Annotated in this window: 10 protein-coding genes; 9 read left to right on the forward strand and 1 reads right to left on the reverse strand. The window is 63.3% G+C overall.

Features of this window, described 5'->3' with window-relative positions; genetic code table 11:
- Positions 1 to 5 precede the first annotated feature (5 nt).
- The 6 genes from YWU_RS0106220 to YWU_RS0106245 are packed head-to-tail and all read left to right on the forward strand — an operon-like array spanning position 6 to position 13,335.
- Positions 6 to 3,647 carry a tubulin-like doman-containing protein gene (locus YWU_RS0106220; protein WP_027019789.1) on the forward strand — a complete coding sequence of 1,214 codons (3,642 nt, stop codon included), beginning with the start codon at positions 6 to 8 and terminating at the stop codon, positions 3,645 to 3,647.
- A complete protein-coding gene (locus tag YWU_RS0106225) occupies positions 3,647 to 6,583 on the forward strand; it encodes a hypothetical protein (protein WP_027019790.1) in 2,937 nt (978 codons plus the stop codon). Before YWU_RS0106220 ends, YWU_RS0106225 begins: the two co-directional genes overlap by 1 nt.
- Positions 6,584 to 6,600: 17 nt before the next feature.
- Positions 6,601 to 8,904: a SaeA-related protein gene (locus YWU_RS0106230; protein ID WP_027019791.1), complete on the forward strand. Its 2,304-nt coding sequence runs from the start codon at positions 6,601 to 6,603 to the stop codon at positions 8,902 to 8,904.
- Complete coding sequence (locus YWU_RS0106235; protein ID WP_027019792.1) at positions 8,901 to 11,351, forward strand: GAP1-N2 domain-containing protein; 2,451 nt, start codon at positions 8,901 to 8,903, stop codon at positions 11,349 to 11,351. Before YWU_RS0106230 ends, YWU_RS0106235 begins: the two co-directional genes overlap by 4 nt.
- A gap of 14 nt (positions 11,352 to 11,365) precedes the next feature.
- Positions 11,366 to 12,316 (forward strand): hypothetical protein, encoded by a 951-nt coding sequence (locus tag YWU_RS0106240; protein ID WP_156892737.1) that lies wholly within the window; start codon positions 11,366 to 11,368, stop codon positions 12,314 to 12,316.
- A complete protein-coding gene (locus tag YWU_RS0106245; RefSeq protein ID WP_027019794.1) occupies positions 12,313 to 13,335 on the forward strand; it encodes a hypothetical protein in 1,023 nt (340 codons plus the stop codon). The genes YWU_RS0106240 and YWU_RS0106245 overlap by 4 nt, the downstream gene beginning before the upstream one ends.
- Positions 13,336 to 13,346: 11 nt before the next feature.
- On the opposite strand, the gene YWU_RS0106250 is transcribed toward YWU_RS0106245, so the two are convergent.
- Positions 13,347 to 14,954: a tetratricopeptide repeat protein gene (locus YWU_RS0106250; RefSeq protein ID WP_027019795.1), complete on the reverse strand. Its 1,608-nt coding sequence runs from the start codon at positions 14,952 to 14,954 to the stop codon at positions 13,347 to 13,349.
- Positions 14,955 to 15,278: 324 nt separating this feature from the next.
- Here YWU_RS0106250 and rpsL point away from each other — a divergent pair, with 324 nt between their 5' ends.
- The 3 genes from rpsL to fusA all read left to right on the forward strand — a co-directional run bounded on the left by rpsL (position 15,279) and on the right by fusA (position 18,430).
- Positions 15,279 to 15,650 carry a 30S ribosomal protein S12 gene (gene rpsL / locus YWU_RS0106255; RefSeq protein ID WP_027019796.1) on the forward strand — a complete coding sequence of 124 codons (372 nt, stop codon included), beginning with the start codon at positions 15,279 to 15,281 and terminating at the stop codon, positions 15,648 to 15,650.
- A gap of 2 nt (positions 15,651 to 15,652) precedes the next feature.
- Positions 15,653 to 16,123 (forward strand): 30S ribosomal protein S7, encoded by a 471-nt coding sequence (gene rpsG, locus YWU_RS0106260; protein ID WP_027019797.1) that lies wholly within the window; start codon positions 15,653 to 15,655, stop codon positions 16,121 to 16,123.
- A 177-nt stretch (positions 16,124 to 16,300) separates the two neighbouring features.
- Complete coding sequence (fusA, locus tag YWU_RS0106265) at positions 16,301 to 18,430, forward strand: elongation factor G (protein ID WP_027019798.1); 2,130 nt, start codon at positions 16,301 to 16,303, stop codon at positions 18,428 to 18,430.
- Positions 18,431 to 18,636: the final 206 nt, after the last annotated feature.

Consider the following 18,636-nt stretch of genomic DNA (forward strand, 5'->3'; position numbering starts at 1 on the left):
TACGAATGCAGAAGTACCTGGTAGTCGGTTGTGGCGGTTCCGGTGCGAAGACTCAGGCTTACATGATCGATCAGCTCAAGGCGTACTTGAGGCAGATCGATCCGGAGCGGTCGGAGCTTCCGGCCGCCTGGCAGTTTGTCACGATCGACGTGCCGATCGTCTCTGAAAAGGGTCCGGACGGCCTGGCGAACGTGCAGCAGACCGGCGGCCAGTACATCAGCATCGGCAGCCAGATGCACTACAACCACTTTGACCAGGGGCTCTCGCAGCAGCTCGGTCAGGCCGGTGCATTGGGAGAGATCGCTACCTGGGCGCCTCGTCAGCCAGAGCAGCTCAACACTCCCATTTCTGATGGCGCTGGTCAGTACCGCGGCATCGGTCGCATGCTCACCATCGGTGACCTAGGCAAGATCCACGCAGGTCTGACTGAGGCGGTCAACCGCTTGACTCTGGTGGAGACGAACGAGGAGCTCAACCACCTCAACTACCAGATCACCGGCCAATGGGCAGATCACTCGGATGATCAGCCGGTCGTGCTCGTCGTCGGTTCGATGGCAGGTGGTTCGGGTGCGTCGATGGCTTTTGACGTCGCAAGGCTCCTGTCCACGATGCCGCTGGTCAAGCCGGCGCACACCGCTGTGTTTATGGTGACCCCAGAGATCTTCGGCAACATTTCTGCGGACAAGATGCAGGGCGCCTGGGCCAACTCGCTGGCAATGTTCGGTGAGGCTTTTGCGGCTCAGGTCGGCGCTGGCGCCTCCCATGACCGTGAGATTTTCCGCGCTACTGGTCTGCAGGCCAGCCCGCAGGACGTCACCTTTGGTCGACTGTTCCCGATTGGCGCCCGCATGGGCGGTCAGGGTTCGCGGTTTGGTGATGGCTCTGCGAATTCGGTCTACCGTGGCCTCGCCCGCGCGCTTGCGGCACTGATGGCCTCAGAGAAGGCCTCCATCGACTTCAAGTCCTACACCTTGGCCAACACCGGCTCCCAAGAAGGCGACCGCTCGGTCCTGGGTTGGGGCACCTCCTCGTGGGACGGCGTCCCGTGGGGCTCGATGGGATTCGCGCAGCTCTCGATGGGCCGCGACCGGTACGCGGAGTACTCGGCGCAGCGCCTGGCTCGCTCTTCCTTCGACAAACTTCTGCACGGGCACATGGAAAAGGGTGACGAATCCACCGGTCAGGAACAGCTTCAAAAGCGCCTCAGAGAACGCTTCCCGACGTTCCTTACCAACTCCCTCTACCCCCAAAACCTCGGACCGCAGTTTGACCAGAATGCTATGGCGGATTGGGTTGGTCGGATTTTCTCCGGGCATGGCAACCCCGCCGTGCAAGAATCTCAAAGGCAGCTCTCGGTCATCTTCCCGAACGGTGATGGACAGCGCTCCAATGAGTGGGCAGACATGATTGAGGGCCGCCGTTCCCAGGCGACTCCCGGGGTCGAGGAGGCGCTGCGCAATGGCGCCTACGACACCGTCCACGCGTACGCCGATGAAATGGCAGACCGCTTTATTGGTTCGGTGGAGCAGGACCTCGCCCGCTACGGAATCCCGTACGTGGAGGCCTCCGTTCGGTACCTCTCTGAGCAGATCCACGAGTCGATGGAGCCGACCCTCGGTCAATTGATTGATTCTCGCGCCGGGCTCGACCCCATGGCCCGCAACCCTTTCTATGACCAGAAGCTGCGCGAGCTTGGCACCAAGGCGCAGGTGAAGAACTCCGGGCCGATCCTCCAAGAGATCATCGGCAGCTTCAGTGGGGGATTCCGCGACTACTTCCTCGTTGAGGTCGCCCGCCGACTGCGGCAGATCCTGGAGGATTTCCGGGTGAATGTGTTGGGTCGGCTGCAGGCGTCGTTAAGCGCTTTGCATGCAGACCTGGACCGCGCAGCGGACCAGAAGGACGCATCGGTGAACCTCGCGGACGTTGCGACGGACGAGCCGACCGCGTGGCCGCGCGACGGCGAGGAGAAGATCAACGATCGGTTCCGGGGATCGGCGAACGAGATCGTCATCTCCAATACCGACAAGTTCGCTTCCGATTATGAGGTGCAGCTGCAAGAAACGATGCGCGTCACCGTCCCTGACCTGCGGACCCTCGATGAAGCGATTTCGACCGCGGTGCGCGAAATCGTCAACGGCGAATGGGACACCCAGGGCAGCCAGAAAGCGCCCCAGAACACGGTATGTCCGCCCTCGAATGGCCAGCGCCCGGGCAACCGGACCGGCTGGATCTCCAAGCACCTGACTCTGCCGACCTCCAGGGGAGGGGAGAGGCGCGAGTCGCGCCCGGCGAACTTCGACATTAAGTTGCGCCCGGAGGACCTGATTGAGCGCTCCCGCATGTGGGTGCACCGCCCGGCGAAGCCGTTCGCGAACTTCATCGAGGTGGACCTGCGTAGTTACCTGGAGCGCAGCCACGCCGCCAACGACGCCGAGCACGCCGCTCGCGTCGAACGCCTGCGCAACGCATTCCAGTCGGTGCTCGCCCTGGCCCGTCCCCTGGCTGCGGTGAACACCGAAATGCTCGGTTTGGTCTACGGAGCCGGCAAGGAGGAGTACCACTACAACTTCTCCGAGATTCCCTTCGAGGCTCTCGCTGCGAAGGATGAGCTGCGCGCCATCATCGAGGCGAATACCACCCGCGACTCCACCACGTTGAACACCTTCGACTCTGCGTGCACCACTGACCGCAAGGTCTTCAGCATCGACGTATTCGGCTCGTACCCGAACTACTCGCCAGTGGTGTTCAGTTCGCTGTTCCCGCACATCGCTCGGGATTGGTCCTCACGCGGCCGCAACAGCACCAGTTTCTGGTCGCAGCGACGCGCCCGTCCGCTGCCGGCTGCCCTGCCGATGACCGATGTCGAGCGCGAGGCGATGGTCGCCGGCTGGCACGTCGGCATGCTCACCGGTCACGTGTACATCGCGAACCAGGGAAGCAGCGAGGCAACTGTTCATATCTGGGACGAGGGCAACCGAGAATGGGTCGCGTTCCCCAGCCCGATGCTGACTCCGCCGCAGAAATTCTTCGGCACCCAGGACTGGTTGCCGGCGGTGCTGGAGTCAATCCTCTTGGCGTACGCGCAGATCCAGTCGGTGCCCTCCGGCGGTCGGATTGGTGATTCGCTGCGCCCCTACCGCCTGTTGCGCGAGCTGTATGACACGGGCCGTACCGGTCCGACCACCGGAGTATTGACCCACGCTGCTGTGGTGAACCTCGCGAATTGGCTTCGCGACGGCAAGGACCCGCAGACCGGCACCACCCGTCATGGAACGACCATTGACGAGAGGTACGAGGCGGCTAAGAAGCTGCTGCAGGGGACCGTCGGGTACGCCGCGAACTTCGTGCGTGCCTCTGGGCATTCGACGTTGCCGGGCGCCTCTGTTGAGGCCAAGCCTTTCGCGAACGTCACGGACCGCCGTGTTGCTTCAAAGATGCCGATGTACCGGGATCTGGCGGATGACGTGGACAAGATGCTCCACGACCTGCTGATCAAGCTCGATGAGGCCAAGCAGGTTGCGCAGAATCCCGTCGCCCAGGGCAACCAGGGTGGCGTTCCCGGAGATGGCCCCTCCTGGTCCTCTCCCTCGGAGAACGTGGACGCAACGCCACAGCTCCCTCAGTTCGGTGAAGGAATGCTCTGATGACCGATACGACGATTCTCCTCGGCAGCGGCCCCGGTGCCCACGCCGTCCGGTCGAACCTCATCGACCTGGCGACGCTGGGCTTGGTGTCCCGGTTCCACTGGGTGGACCTGGCTGACCCTGCCGCGGAGATGGAGGTGATCGACCACGACGAGACCGATGGAGTTGTCATCATTCGTCGGGGCGTCGCCGATGCACTGCGCACTGCCGCTGGCGGCCGCGTGATGCTAATTGCCCTGGATGAACCAGGCGCACAGGGATCGACGCTCAACGTCTTCTCCCTGACTAGGTGGACCAATGAGATCGACAAGGCTCTGACGGAGCCGGTTCGTCGTTTCCACCTGTATCTGCCGCGACTGCCATTGCCGGCACAGGCTCCCGTGGCGATCCCAGGGTGCGCGACGCTGGTGTTGTCTCCAGAGGACGCTGAATCATCCGCAGGTTCGCGCGAGCGCAAGTACCGCTCAGATGGTCCTGATGAACTGGCCGAATACGCGGCGCCGGCTCTGGCCAGCCTCGCTGGTCTGTGGGCAGGTGCCGATCGGGCACCGTTGCTAGACGGTTCCGATGGGCCGATGAGCACCGGCGAGCCGGGCAACGTCCGTTTGATCCGCGTGTTCCACCGCCGCGTGGACACAACCGTGGTTGAGGCCGAGGCCCGTCGACGGACCTTAGACGTCAACGAGCGGATGCCTCAGCCGCTCCGCTCGGATCACACCCGAGTCATCGCGACTGGGGATGACGACAAGATCACCGAGGCCGTCAGCCGCCGATTCCTGGATCAGGCGTACCGGGACCTGGTGCATCAGCCAGCGGAACTTCCGCAGCAGAGGGCACAGCAGGTGCAGGGCTGGAAGGCCTTCACCACGTTCCTGAAGTACTTCTTCCGCAATGCGTTCACGAACCCGGCGGACATTCCCGGTAATCAGACCGTGCGCGTCCAGCGAACCTTCGCCCGCGCGGTGCAGCGCACCTTGTACGGCGAGAAGTCCGCCGTTGATGTCGTCTGCGGGCGCTACGACGGCAGCAGTCCAGCGGTCACGATGGAAGGGCTAGCGCAGGCATCGGGCTCGGTACGCAACAGCATCGCCCATATCGCTACTCCTGAGGAAGGGCTGCGCCTAGAGGCACCTCCGGAGGCCCCGGGACTGTGGCGTCTGTACGTCAGCACCGCGCTGACCCTGGCGGACGGCACTCCCCGGCAAGGTCAGATCGGTCCGGTGGATAACCGTGACAACCCGATGATTGTCTCCGCGCCGTATCTCATCGCCGGTGATGTCTCCGATTCTTTTGACGGCTCCCACCCGATTCTCAATGAACTTCTCGGTGACCGTCTGGCATCCGGGACCGTGGAACCGTCCGACCCGTACGGCGCCCGCGCCTACGCCAACGCACTGGAATACGCCTCCCGGCAGACCACCGACCGCTCAGTCATGGAACTGCGTGGACGGTTCAATCAGTGGCGGGACAAGCAGTCCCGGAGTTACTCCTGGCGCGTGGCTGAGGGACTCATGGGCATCGTCGACGATGCCCAGCGTTCCCTCCGCGAAAGCGCTGAAACCCTCGCGAAACTGCGGGGTGAACTGGAGCAGGTCTCAGGTGCCGACACCGGCAATGAGGCTCGTCTGCGTAAGACCCTCCGCTGGTTGACTGCACTGTGGGCAGGACTTGTCATCATCATTGGCTACTTCTGCTTCGGTGGCGGCGGACCCTTTGGTTACCGGATTCCCCCGGGGTGGCTGTACAACGCTGTCACTAGCGGCACCGGGGAGCGCTGGGCCGGACTGCACTGGGGTTGGGGCTTGTCTGGAATCTTCCTGACGACGGTGGTGATCCTCATCGTCCAAATGAACGTCTTCGCCAAGGCCAAGCGGGAAGAACACGACCGCACTGCATGGATCACCCTGTTGGAGAACCAGGTCGACACCGCCGAGCGGAACTTCAGCGGGTCGGTGGTCTCTATGGAGGCAGCAACTCAGGCCTACTTCCAGCACCAGTGTTGGAGCGCATTTATCGCGCGGGCGGTCTCGCGTCCGTTCGGCGATGACCTGGATACCTCGACGCCTCTCTCCATCCCGCATGCGGGAATGCCTAGGTCCACCGTCTTGGCTGAAGCAACTCCTGACGAGCAGGACATCAACTCCGCCGTCAACACTCTTCGCGACACTGTGTTCCAGCCGAACTGGGCACAGGTCTCGTTCGACTCGCTGCTGGAGTCGGGTTTGCATGAGGCTCGAGTACGCAATGAGTACCTCGCAGAGAACCCCTCTGACCTCTACGGAAAGCGTGGCGACGGAAACTCCCCGCTGGTCCGACTGAAGGATCGGGCGTTGCGCTCTGATGTGCGCCGCTCGGGAGTGGCAGATGAGGCATGGTCCGAGGCATTGCGGAGCCTCTCGACGGACCCGACCGCTGCAGGTCTGCGAACGAAACTTCAGGTCTGGGAGGACGGTCAGCAACGACCGGTGACCTCCACCGAGCTGTTCCAGGGTATCGAAGGCGATGCCAATGACGTCTTCGCCGAGTGGGCTCTCTCTGCTGCGGGCGCACGCACCGGCGGCACCGCAGTCGACCCGGAGATGACCACCGTCTACCGGCAGCCGTCCGCGGACGCGGGAACCTTCTCGACGCTTTCGCAGTCAATGACCCACGTTCAGGTAGGACGCTCCACCTACGGTGGCAATCTCAGCGCATCCGGTCAGGACACCGATGATGGTGTTCCGTCACTGCCGGAAGCGCCGAGTTGGAATCTCGGCCCGGCCGAGACCCAGCCCGCTAGCGATCCGTGGGAAGCGCCGTCGCCGTATTCCACTGACGTGCCAGCTGCTCCCGACGCCCCGAAGGCGCCCCCGACATCCCCATCCTGGGGCGAACCGTCGACCGACTCTGCCGGATGGGGTTTCCCCGACGCCGGTAAGCACCACCGTCCAGAGTGACCCGGATAAGGAACAAGATGACATCGCACTCCGATCAGCCAGACGAACTGGAGCAGATCCGGGCGGTCCCGGAGGTCATCCTCAAGGGGATCATCCGCATGGATAACCCCACTGAGGAGAAGATCCGCAGGAGCCTTCCTGCGCAGTACAAGAAGCTCGCCGGGGTGATCCACCGACGCCTGATCGCTACCTCCACGGACGCATCCTCGGAGAGCAACTCCACCACCGGCGGTGCCCATGCGGCTCCCGAACCTGCTGACACCCAGGCTGCACCACACGTGAGCCCGTCGCAGTCGGAACAGGGGACGCAGTTCGCCACGTCCTCGACCGAGCGGACGTTCTCACACACGGCTCCGTCCCATGCCGCCCCATCCCAGCCGATGGATGTTCCGGATGAGGTGATTGAGGGGGAAGTGGTTGAGGAGGACGTCGTAAAGCAAGACGATGTACACCCCCAGCACGCAGGGCTGGATCCGGTGGCTGCGCAGTTCGCGGGTCTAGCCGGAGGCAGTGCCGCGATGTCGGTTATGGACCGCAGCAAGATCATCCCAAACTTCACCACGGACTATTTCGCGCCGTACGACTTCGGCAATACCGGCGCTGGCGAAGACACGGTGAAGGTGCGCCACCGAGAGATCGGCGACCGGTCGACCGTTGAGGTGACCTGGGATCGGCCGACATGGGTCGAGGATGACGCGTTCGTGGTGTACCGAGTGGTTGCCTCTGACGGAGAGACCGATCAGTCCCCGGAGGCGGGTGAATTGATGGTGTCGATCGTGTCTGAGGGGTACGAGGAGGACGCCCCGACCGGGGTGGCGTTTCGGCATTATCAGGTGTGGATGAACGTCGGGAGCGATATGCGTTCCACGCTGGATTCCCAGCCGACTCTCATTGGCGAAGACATCTGCATTTTCCCGGTACCCGGTGTCAGCCTTGAGGTTTCTCAGGGCGTGGTAGAAGGCAGTTGGGAGATCGTGCCTGGCTACGAGGAGATTCGCGTCTACGGCAGCGGTAAGGGAGACCGCGGCCGTGCCAACTCTCCGGAGTACCGCATTCACGGTGGGGTGACGTACAAGAGTTTTGAGCACCGAGCAGTTCCTGGCGCCACGATGCGCTACATGGTCTTGCCGGTGGTGAAGTTCCGTGGCGAGCTTCAGGTAGGCACCCGCGGCGCCGTGCATGAGGTGTCTGTTCCCGCAGAGCTGACCAAAACTGAACTGGAGAGCTGCGCTCACGGCCAGGACATTGACGGTTCCGAGCGCATCTTCCTGTCGTGGTTTGCGCCCCGTGCGGGAGTCGTCCGCGTGTACTTGAGCAACCGGGCACCGGCAGCGGACTTGTCGTTCGCGCCGGTTCCTGTGGAGGCTCTCGCCCGCGATGAAGCGCTCGCCGAAGCCCGCACCGTGGAGGAGGAGCAGCCGGCAGACAGCCAGGTGGACCACAAGGCAATGTGGCCAGACGAGTGGGACGAGGTGCATATCACCCCGGTGACGATCGTCGATGGCATGGCGGAAGTTGGCAGCACCAGCGTCCTGCAGCGAGTGGACACGATCCGCAACGCCACGCTTATTGAGCGCACCGAAGAGCAGTTGATCACCTTCGAATGGCCCGCTGGGGCGACGATGGTGAAGATCGAGACTGCTTCCCTCGGCAGTGAGGATCGCTCCCACCGCACCCATCGCGCCGAGATCGACGAGGACGAATACCGCCGCACCGGTGGCGTCCGGCTCAACCTCGATCCACTGGGGCAGACCGTGATTCTCACCCCGCGCAGCATCTACCGCGGCGAGGAAACCACCGCCAACGAGACGGTCCTGCACTACCGGGGACTGCGCCACTACCGCTACCAGCTAAGGGCGACGCCGCAGGGCATGATCGTGCACCTGTGGTGCGTGGGCAGGGATGACCAGAACCCGCCGCGGTTCCAGTTGGTCCACCACCCAGAGCGTTTCCCTTTGTGCATCGAGGACAAGCAGGACCAGGGTGCAGGTGTGGTGGGTATCCAGCCAATGACGCCCGGCCAACAGCCCGGATTTAACGAGATCGGCGAGTTGATTACCCCGACCACGCTGCCCGCCGGCCCGCCGCCGACTCAAGGCGAGGATCCGACGCAGATCGCCGCAGGTCGCCAGCCATGGATCGTGCCGATTGATGAGGTCCGCCGTATCGGTCAGAACCCGCAGTGGCTGCGCCTCTTCATCGTTGAGGATGACGCGCCATTGTCGGACGACGCCTGGGCCGTTGGTCACTCCCGCCGCATCGTCACCGACGACGCTGCCGGCAGCCTGCTCAAACTGGTTCTCCCGGAGGGACAGGCATGACCGGAACCTCAATGTTCACCTACGCCTCCTTCAGCCGCGCCGGGGCTACTGGAGGTTGGAGCGTCGGCGAACGCGCCGGTGATCTCACCGATGCGGAACTGCGCAGCCTGATCGAGTGGGTGCCCACCCGCTTGGACTCCGCTGACCCGGTGCCGAAGTACGCCTCCGCGCAGGAAATCAAGGCGCTGCCCAAGCGCATCGCGTGGTCCCTGGCTCCGTGGGGCACTGACCACGTGCTGTGGACCTCCGCGCCCGCAGGTGAGGACTCCACCGGTAGGGCCGGCAATGTCTTCTCCCGCGTGTGGGTGTTTCGCGCCTCTGGGACCCACACTTCCGGAATCAACCCGGCAGGGTTTCTCGACAGCCCGTCAGTGCAGTTCCCGTTTGGAGCTCGCGAAGTCAACGCTACTTTGTCGTCCCCCGGCACGGCGCAGGTTCCCGTCCCCGGTCAGGCAGCAGATGTCTCGGCGGTATGGGATCGCCTGCAGGAGGTCGAGGACATCGATCTGCAGTCTCTGCTCATCGGTCTGTTGGATGGTGTTGAGGCTGGACGGTTCGTCGTCCTCGCTGGTGACCGCCATCGCGCCGGGCTGCTGATCGCCGCGATGTGCGCCGTCTCTACTCCAGAGGGCGCCACCGACCTGACCTGGTCCACCATGGAACGTGCGAGGAGTCTGCGCCGCGCCCACGAGCACGGTTACCGGGTAGTGAACGTGCCCGGCTACGACCTCAATGAGGCGCGCGAGTTCCCTGGTGCACTGGTCATCGACCTGACCCGGGAACCGGAAATCGGTACCTACCGAGGCACCCCGACCCGTACCTCCACCGACGAGATCCCCGCGTCCGCCTGGTCCGCCTTAGTGCAGTTGTGGGCATATACGCGCCACGAGTCCCGGGATCCTGACCTCATTCCAGCGACTCCGGAGCGCCCCTGGTCGGTGGCGATCCCAGTGATCCGCGAGCGGCAGCTTCAGCAGGAAGCTAGCGATGCGTTGCTCGAACTCTTTTCGCGTGACGACGTCCCCATCAACCTTTCCGCCCTCCTCACAAAAGACGACCTGCGGGCTTTTTTGCAGGATGTTCTGAGCGCAGCAGCCAGCGATAGCCGACCAGTGCAGACGGTTAATCGGTTGGACGTGCTCGCGAAGACCGGCGCCCTGCCTGCACAGGCCACTGACACCGTCGTGCCGGCCTTGTTACAAGCGGGCCTGGCTGACTTGGTGCTACACGATCCCATCTCCTTGGCGAACTCCACGCGAATTCCGGAGCAGGCCGTGCGGACCATGATCGGTAAGCTGCTGACCGAATCGCCGTCGTTCGCGGATCTGCTGCGCAGCGGGGACGGGATGGCTCCGGAGTTGTCTGACTGGCTTGGGCTGAAGGACCTTGCCAGCACTCGCATTGCTGAGAACACCTCCAGCGCACCAATGGACTTCTGCTGCCACGGCAGAGAAGCCGCATTAATGGCGGCAATGGCATTGGGAGAGATCTCCGGAGCAACGACAGCAGACGAGCCAGTCGACGACAATCCGTGGGGAGATTCAGAGCCGGTCCACCGCACGAACCACGAGGTAGAGGGATGGGGCGGTGACCCTGCCGACGACTGGGGATCCCTGGATCAGCCCGCGGAAGCGGCACCCCTTCAGGAATCGCGGGCGAACCGGTTGGCCATCCCCGGCATTACCGTCGCCTTCGGACTCAACTCATTGCAGTCATTGATTCCTGAGCCATCCGAGCGCCTAGCTGACATCATCCGTTCAGCGGTGGACTACCTCCGTCAAGAAGACCGCCACCTCCTCACCGAGGGACCGTGGCACTGGCTGTTCGACACCCCCGATGCATCCCACAATCTCCCCGTTGAGGAGGTGGGAGGGATGAGGTGGCAGGAGACCTCGGGAAGCGAGGAGTGTGTCACCGACATCGTTGACGTGGAGCTGCGCCGAGTCTCCGACGAAGAACTCTCAAAGATCGCCCAGTACCCCAGGCTCGATTGGTGGGGCTTCTGGTCACGGGAGATTTGGCCCGGTACGACCGAGCCAGAGATGCTCGGCCGGTCCTTCGAGATCCTCTTGCGAGAGGGAGCGGACCGCGATCCGCAGTTGCTGCATGCGCAAAACGCCATTCTCGCAATGGGAGCCGCGACGCAGTTGGTGGAACCGGCGAGCCAGTTGGCGCTGGTACTGCCGTGGTGGCGCTACCGTGCGATCGGGCCGGAGCGATTGGAAGAAATCGCTCGGATTAGCGCTGGAATCGTCTCTCATCAGCGTCCGGACTTCCGCGAACAACACACAGAAAACTACGACGGAGTGCCGGAGGTGGTGCTCCAGATCGGCCGGGCAGTGATGCAACTGCTCCCGTCGGAGGACGCTGACCCCAGGGACCGCAGGCGCAGAGAACACGGCCGCTGCAGTGACCGGCTCACCGGCCGGAACACGGACAGGAAGTAGGGAACACAATGGTCATGAAGTCCTTGAACCCCGGTGGTGCGATCACGATGCCTGCCACCGGCATGTTCCAGATCAGGGCCCACGCTCTGGGTACCGGAGAGCCGGTGCGCCTGGTCGTTGACGGCCAGGCGCAGCTCAACCAGGTTGATGCAGCGACGGTCAAAGTCCTCCAAGTTACCGGTGACCTGCGGTTGTTGGTCGCTCCTGCTCGGGGTGGAGAATTCGGCCCCGGCGCCTCGGCACAGATAGTGCTGAGCAGGGGACGGCCGGGCACCGACGCCGCCGAAGGTGTGGAGCTCCCGCCGATCTCACTCGACGGTAGATCCGAAGCGGCCGCTGGCACCGTCTCCTTGCAAGGCGCACTCCTCAACGTCCGGGCCGCTACCGGAAACGAAACGAACCTGGAGGGCCCCGCGTCGACCGTCGGTGCTGCATTGCGCTCGGCATTCGACTCCCAGGGTGTGCACCCGCCCTCGGGACTGGCATTGCGGCTGCACCTGGATCGTTCTGCGTCGATGTCCGTTCCCGCGGTTCGTGAACATCTCGATACCGCGGTGAGCATCGTCGTGGGAGCGGCGAGCATCGCCTGCTCCGGAGGAACCGTCACGCTGGTGACGGACGGCTCCGAATCAGTCCTCGCAGGACCTGCAGCGCTTCCCGACGCAGTGACAGCCGCCTCCGCCGAAGCCATACGCCGAATCGGTGGCGGTGAGAACATCGGCAGCGGCAGGGCAGCGCTGACGTTTGTCATCTCGGACTCGGCTCCGGCCGCAGTCGTCGAGGGCACCTCAAATGCCGTTTCGCTGGTCCTCGGCAATCAGCCGCGGCCGCGCCACCCGATGGTCGTCACTGTCGACGAGAATGTCCGAGCGTCCTTGGAGACAAAGCGCCACGACGCCATTGGTGAGATCGTCGACGCCGTCGTCGCCGCAACCCGGAACACCGCCAAGGAGAACCACGCATGACCACCCCCACCACCTACTCCGCGGTGACTCGGTGCCCGTGGACCTTCAAGCCCTTGTCGGACCCTACGGCGGCACAGAGCGAGTACACCGGACGCGACCTGCCCCAGGGCTGGGCGAACTCCGGATCCGTGTGTATCGCGATGGCTGGCGCACGTGCTTCAGGAAAGAGCCTGTACATCGCGGTCCTGGTCAAGCAGCTCCAGCAGTTGGCGGAGAAGCACGGCCGGGTCGTAGTGCCTGCCGACGCCTCGACCGAGGAGCGCTACCGCGAGCATTACGAGGAACCCCTCTTCGAGAAAATGGGCCTAATGCCGCCGACTCCCAGCCACGCGGCCGCCGACGCTTATCAGCGCGATCCGCTGATTTTCAACCTTGGTGACTGGGACCTTGGCGACGGACACGGAACCCGGCCGTGGTTCCTGGTACTGCGAGACGTTGCCGGTGAGGACCTGGAGTCCCCGCCGGATGATGTCTCTGACCTAGAGTTCTTCCGCGATGCCGATGAGGTGGTGTTCCTCTTCGATCCGCTGAAGGTCTCACAGATCCGCAATTACCTGCAGGGCATCATCCCGGAGCACCAGCTCGGTGGCGATCCGGTGAAGGTGCTGGACAACCTCTTCCGCATCCTCGGGCAGGCGCGCCCGAACCTGGCGATCACGCTGTCGAAGTTCGACACCCTCCAGAAACTGGAAGAGGTCCCCGACGCCAAGTGGGCCCGCATGATGGGCAACTACGGTGCCGCGTACCGGCGCGACACTGGCTTCACCTACAACCGAGTCGACCAGGATCTGCTGAACATCGAGATCCGCAGCATGCTGATGTGGCTGCAAGCGCAGCGCCTCGTCTACACGATCGACTCTCGGTATAACGGTCAGCCGTCGAGCGCCTACCGGTTCTTCGCGACCTCTGCGCTCGGCGCCGCCCCGCAGGGATCGCACCTGCACCGCAGCGGCATTGCCCCGTTCCGGGTTCTTGATCCGGTGCTGTGGCAGCTCGCTGAACGGGGACTATTCCGCTAGATCGGGGCGACTTACCGCTGGAGTCGGCTTCTGGCGGTCTCGGCGAGGTCGGTCAGATCGAAGCGGCTGAAGGTGTCATAGGCGATCTGGAAGTATTTCTGGGACGTCTCACCCGGTTCAGGCTGCGGCAGATCCGACTTCGCCATAACTCGGCCTCGTTCCAGCGCGAGCTTTCCGTAGGCCTCTGCTTCCCGGGCGTCATGGAGGTTCTGCGCGGGGAAGTGCTTCAGCACGCGGTCGAAGCAGTCCACCGCACCATCAGGCCGACCTGCGAATGCCCAGGACCGGCCAAGGTTGAGCAATGCGTCCGAGTACAGCGGAAGATCCCGGACCTGGCGGGCACGGGCAGAGATGTCCGTGAACCGGTCGTGAGCCTCCCGGTAATTTCCGGCGAAGGCCAAGTCCATTGCCTTGGCCAGGCGGCAGCGCAGGACCTCCACCTCATTGCCAACAGAACGGAAGTCCGCCTCTGCACCGTCGAGCAACTGCTTGCGGATGCGCTCGGGCCCAGGAACCCGGTTGAGTAACCCCGCCAGTTCCGAGGCCAGGTTTGCCCGCAGTACCGGCGAACTGATCGATGTGATGAAGTTCGCCGCTTCGACCACGACATTGCGAAGCGTCGGCGACGACGGCAGGCACAACTGCACCCGGCCCAGCCAACACCGGCCGATGAGGTCGTCCCCCGGCCCATCCGGGAATCCATGGGCCTCGATCAGGTAGCGGAATCTCCAGTCCGCCTCGTGGACGGAACCGGCGGCGATGTTCTCCAAGGCGGTATCGAAGACTGCGGTCCAGTGCTGGTCGAAGGTCTCGGAAATTGCGGTCCCGGCTGCGGCTTTGTTCGCCGGGTCTGCCATCGCAGCGACATCGGCAAGCAGTTCTGCGTACAGCTCCGACGCAGCCTGGTGCGCAACGGTCGTGCTTCCCGACGTATCCATCCCTACATCCAGCACCGCCAATATCGATTCTGGATCGGGGGAGTAGACCTGCTCCTGCTCCGCAGTTGCGTCGCCTGAGGTGTCAGTGGAGTCGTCCTCGATGGGTTCAGGTTCCTCGACTACCGAGTTCAGGTCCGGTTCGGAGAAGAACTCGGTGGAGGGGAGGGGGGCGTCGGGAAGCGCAGTTTCGAGAGGCGCGTCATCGAACATGACCTCGCCAAGAGAAGCGGCCTCCATCAGCAGGGCCTCAGCGCGGGCGGGATCCGACTCGGCGTAGGCCGCGGCGACGGCGCGGTAGTCAGTGGCCGCTTCCTCGATATTGCCGGCGGCGCGGTGGACGTCTGCGGAGATCTCCAGACAGCGCAGGCGAAGGTCCGCGTCCCCGCGCAGCAGCCCCACGACGGCTGCCCGGTAGAGGTCGATTGCGGCCGCTTCCGGGTCGGAGACCAAGGAATTCAGGCCCAGGCGTTCGTACAGATCGCCAAGCAACTCCAGTTCGCGACGATCCCCAGGGAACGGCTCTGAGGGGCGCAGAGTCGACACCGCATCGCGAAGGCGCTGATCGAGCTCCCCGCAGGACAGGTCCACTTCGGCAGAATCAAGGTGAGCCAGGACAGACTCCACCGTCGCTACGCGCGCGGCAGAGGAGCCGGTACCGGCGGAATCGACATCATGGTTCACCGGAGCGAGTCTACCGTCCGAACGAGACTGAATCGCCCACCTCGACTCGCAGACCCTGGACATGACTGAAATCGCAGGCAGTGTGCTGTATGCCTCTTTGTCCTGAGGGCGTGAATGGGTTAGGCTTGATCATTAGTCCCAAGAGTGTTTGGGAATGTCAGACATCACCCGGTAGGCCAGCGAGAGCGGCTGACTGGGTTTCGCGCGTTCTGAAACATGCTGTGATCAGCAGGTTTCATTGATGCGGGTGTCAGGAGAAACGATGCAGACCTGCACGTGGCCGGGAGGTCGGGTGCGCTGGTCTAACCAGAAGAAAGTCGGTTCATGCCAACTATCCAGCAGCTGGTCCGTAAGGGCCGCCACGACAAGAAGAAGGCGACTTCGACCGCCGCGCTGAAGGGTTCCCCCCAGCGTCGTGGCGTGTGCACCCGCGTGTACACCACCACCCCGAAGAAGCCGAACTCCGCTCTCCGTAAGGTCGCGCGTGTTCGCCTGACCTCCGGAATCGAAGTTTCCGCATACATCCCGGGCGAAGGCCACAACCTGCAGGAGCACTCGATGGTGCTCGTCCGCGGTGGTCGTGTGAGGGACCTTCCGGGTGTCCGCTACAAGATCGTCCGTGGATCCCTCGACACCCAGGGTGTCAAGGACCGCAAGCAGGCCCGTTCCCGCTACGGCGCGAAGAAGGAGAAGTAAGAATGCCTCGTAAGGGTCCCGCCCCGAAGCGTCCCATCGTCAACGACCCGGTTTACGGCTCCCCGCTCGTAACCCAGCTGGTCAACAAGGTTCTCCTGGACGGCAAGAAGGCCACCGCAGAGCGCATCGTCTACGGTGCACTGGAGATCACCCGCGAGAAGACCGGCACCGACCCGGTTCTCACCCTGAAGCGCGCACTGGAGAACGTGAAGCCGGCCCTCGAGGTCCGCTCCCGTCGTGTCGGTGGCGCCACCTACCAGGTTCCGGTTGAGGTCCGTCCGGGCCGCGCCAACACCCTGGCACTGCGCTGGCTGCTGATGTTCTCCCGTCAGCGCCGCGAGAACACCATGATCGAGCGTCTCGCTAACGAGATCCTCGACGCATCCAACGGCCTGGGCGCTTCCGTGAAGCGTCGCGAGGACACCCACAAGATGGCCGAGGCCAACCGTGCCTTCGCCCACTACCGCTGGTAGTTACGTGGAAAGCGTCGGCTGAATCCCCCTCATGGGGTCGGAATCGGCTGACGGTACGCTGAGCCACCGGGCTGAATCGGTGGCAAGATACACCAAGTAACGCAACCAGGCGTTCGAGTGGACCCGATCATCTCGGGTCCTCGTGACGCCGACGACCCGAAATGAGTTGGGGATAAAGTGGCAGATGCACTTCCCGTCAAGAAGGACCTGAACGAGGTCCGCAATATCGGCATCATGGCACACATCGATGCCGGTAAGACCACCACGACCGAGCGCATCCTGTTCTACACGGGTATCAACCGCAAGGTCGGCGAGACGCACGATGGCGCGTCCACCACTGACTGGATGGAGCAGGAGAAGGAGCGCGGCATCACGATTACGTCTGCCGCCGTCACCTGTTTCTGGGGCGACAAGCAGATCAACATCATCGACACCCCGGGTCACGTCGACTTCACCGTCGAGGTCGAGCGTTCCCTGCGTGTTCTCGATGGCGCTGTCGCCGTCTTCGACGGCAAGGAGGGCGTTGAGCCCCAGTCCGAGCAGGTCTGGCGTCAGGCTGAGAAGTACGACGTCCCGCGTATTTGCTTCGTCAACAAGATGGACAAGCTGGGCGCTGACTTCTACTACACCGTTGACACCATCGTCGAGCGCCTCGGCGCTAAGCCGCTGGTCATGCAGCTCCCGATCGGCGTCGAGGATGACTTCGACGGCGTCGTCGATCTGATCAACATGCAGGCCATCACCTGGCGCGGCAAGGTTGAGACCGGGGCAGAGGCAACCATCGAGGAGATCCCGGAAGAGCTGCGCGATCGTGCTGCAGAGTACCGCGAGAAGCTCGTCGAGACCGTTGCTGAGTCTGACGAAGAGCTCATGGAGAAGTACTTCGGTGGCGAGGAACTCACCATCGAGGAGCTCAAGGCCGGCATCCGCAAGATGACCGTCAACTCCGAGATCTACCCGGTTCTCTGTGGCACCGCCTACAAGAACAAGGGCGTTCAGCCGCTGCTCGACGCAGTCGTTGATTACCTCCCGACCCCGCTGGACGTCGGCGAGGTCCACGGCCACGAGATGGGCAACGAAGAGGTCGAGCTGACCCGTCAGCCGTCCGCTTCCGAGCCGTTCTCGGCTCTGGCGTTCAAGATCGCTGCTCACCCGTTCTTCGGCAAGCTCACCTTCGTGCGCGTTTACTCCGGTCGCGTTGAGCCGGGCCAGCAGGTCCTCAACGCAACCAAGGGCAAGAAGGAGCGCATCGGAAAGCTCTTCCAGATGCACGCCAACAAGGAGAACCCGGTCGACGAGGCTCTCGCAGGCAACATCTACGCATTCATCGGACTGAAGGACACCACCACCGGTGACACCCTCTCCGCACAGGATGCTCCGATCGTCCTCGAGTCCATGTCCTTCCCGGAGCCGGTCATCAAGGTCTCCATCGAGCCGAAGTCGAAGGCCGACCAGGAGAAGCTCGGTACCGCGATTCAGCGTCTCACCGAAGAGGACCCGACCTTCACGGTCAACCTCGACGACGAGACCGGCCAGACCATCATCGGTGGTATGGGCGAGCTGCACCTCGACGTCTTCGTCGACCGCATGAAGCGCGAGTTCAAGGTTGAGGCCAACGTTGGTGCTCCGCAGGTTGCGTACCGCGAGACCATCCGCAAGCCGGTTGAGAAGGTCGAGTTCACCCACAAGAAGCAGACCGGTGGTTCCGGTCAGTTCGCTAAGGTGATCATGGCATTCGAGCCGTACGCACCGGAGGCTTCGGAGCTTGAAGAGGGCGAGTCCGCCACCTACAAGTTCGTCAACGCCGTCACCGGTGGCCGTATCCCGCGTGAGTATATCCCGTCGGTTGACGCTGGTGTTCAGGACGCAATGCAGTACGGCTTCCTCGCCGGCTACCCGCTGGTGAACGTCAAGGCCACCCTGATCGATGGTCAGTACCACGACGTCGACTCCTCGGAAATGGCGTTCAAGATCGCCGGCTCCCAGGCTCTGAAGGAAGGCGTCGCCAAGGCGAAGCCGGTCCTGCTCGAGCCGCTCATGGCTGTCGAGATCACCACTCCGGAGGAGTACATGGGTGAGGTCATCGGCGACGTGAACTCTCGCCGTGGCCAGGTCCAGTCCATGGAAGACCGCGCCGGCGCCAAGCTGGTCAAGGCTAAGGTCCCGCTGTCCGAAATGTTCGGCTACGTTGGCGACCTGCGTTCCAAGACCCAGGGCCGCGCCAACTACTCGATGATCTTCGACTCCTACGGTGAGGTTCCCTCCTCCGTGGCGACCGAGATCATCGCAGAGCGCACCGGCGCCTAATAGCGCCGCTCTCCGGGGCTCTCAACGGGTCTGGAAGCCGGGGCAGTGCCGGGAACCTAGTTCCTGGATCTGTCCTGGACCTGCGCGCAAGCATGCGATTCCCGTCACATGGATCTCTGCCTCCAGGCAGGGTCTTAGACGTGGAGCGCGTCACTTACTCCAACTGGCTTGAGCGAAAGCCCTTGTCAGGCGGGATGAGTGACGGC

Origin of the sequence: Corynebacterium sputi DSM 45148 (assembly GCF_000427865.1) — a bacterium.
GTDB classification, from domain to species: domain Bacteria; phylum Actinomycetota; class Actinomycetes; order Mycobacteriales; family Mycobacteriaceae; genus Corynebacterium; species Corynebacterium sputi.

Coding starts and splice junctions, on each gene's coding strand:
- YWU_RS0106230 (WP_027019791.1), top strand. CDS start 6,601: ATGACATCGCACTCCGATCAGCCAGACGAACTGGAGCAGATCCGGGCG.
- YWU_RS0106240 (WP_156892737.1), top strand. CDS start 11,366: ATGAAGTCCTTGAACCCCGGTGGTGCGATCACGATGCCTGCCACCGGC.
- YWU_RS0106235 (WP_027019792.1), top strand. CDS start 8,901: ATGACCGGAACCTCAATGTTCACCTACGCCTCCTTCAGCCGCGCCGGG.
- rpsL (WP_027019796.1), top strand. CDS start 15,279: ATGCCAACTATCCAGCAGCTGGTCCGTAAGGGCCGCCACGACAAGAAG.
- rpsG (WP_027019797.1), top strand. CDS start 15,653: ATGCCTCGTAAGGGTCCCGCCCCGAAGCGTCCCATCGTCAACGACCCG.
- YWU_RS0106220 (WP_027019789.1), top strand. CDS start 6: ATGCAGAAGTACCTGGTAGTCGGTTGTGGCGGTTCCGGTGCGAAGACT.
- YWU_RS0106245 (WP_027019794.1), top strand. CDS start 12,313: ATGACCACCCCCACCACCTACTCCGCGGTGACTCGGTGCCCGTGGACC.
- YWU_RS0106225 (WP_027019790.1), top strand. CDS start 3,647: ATGACCGATACGACGATTCTCCTCGGCAGCGGCCCCGGTGCCCACGCC.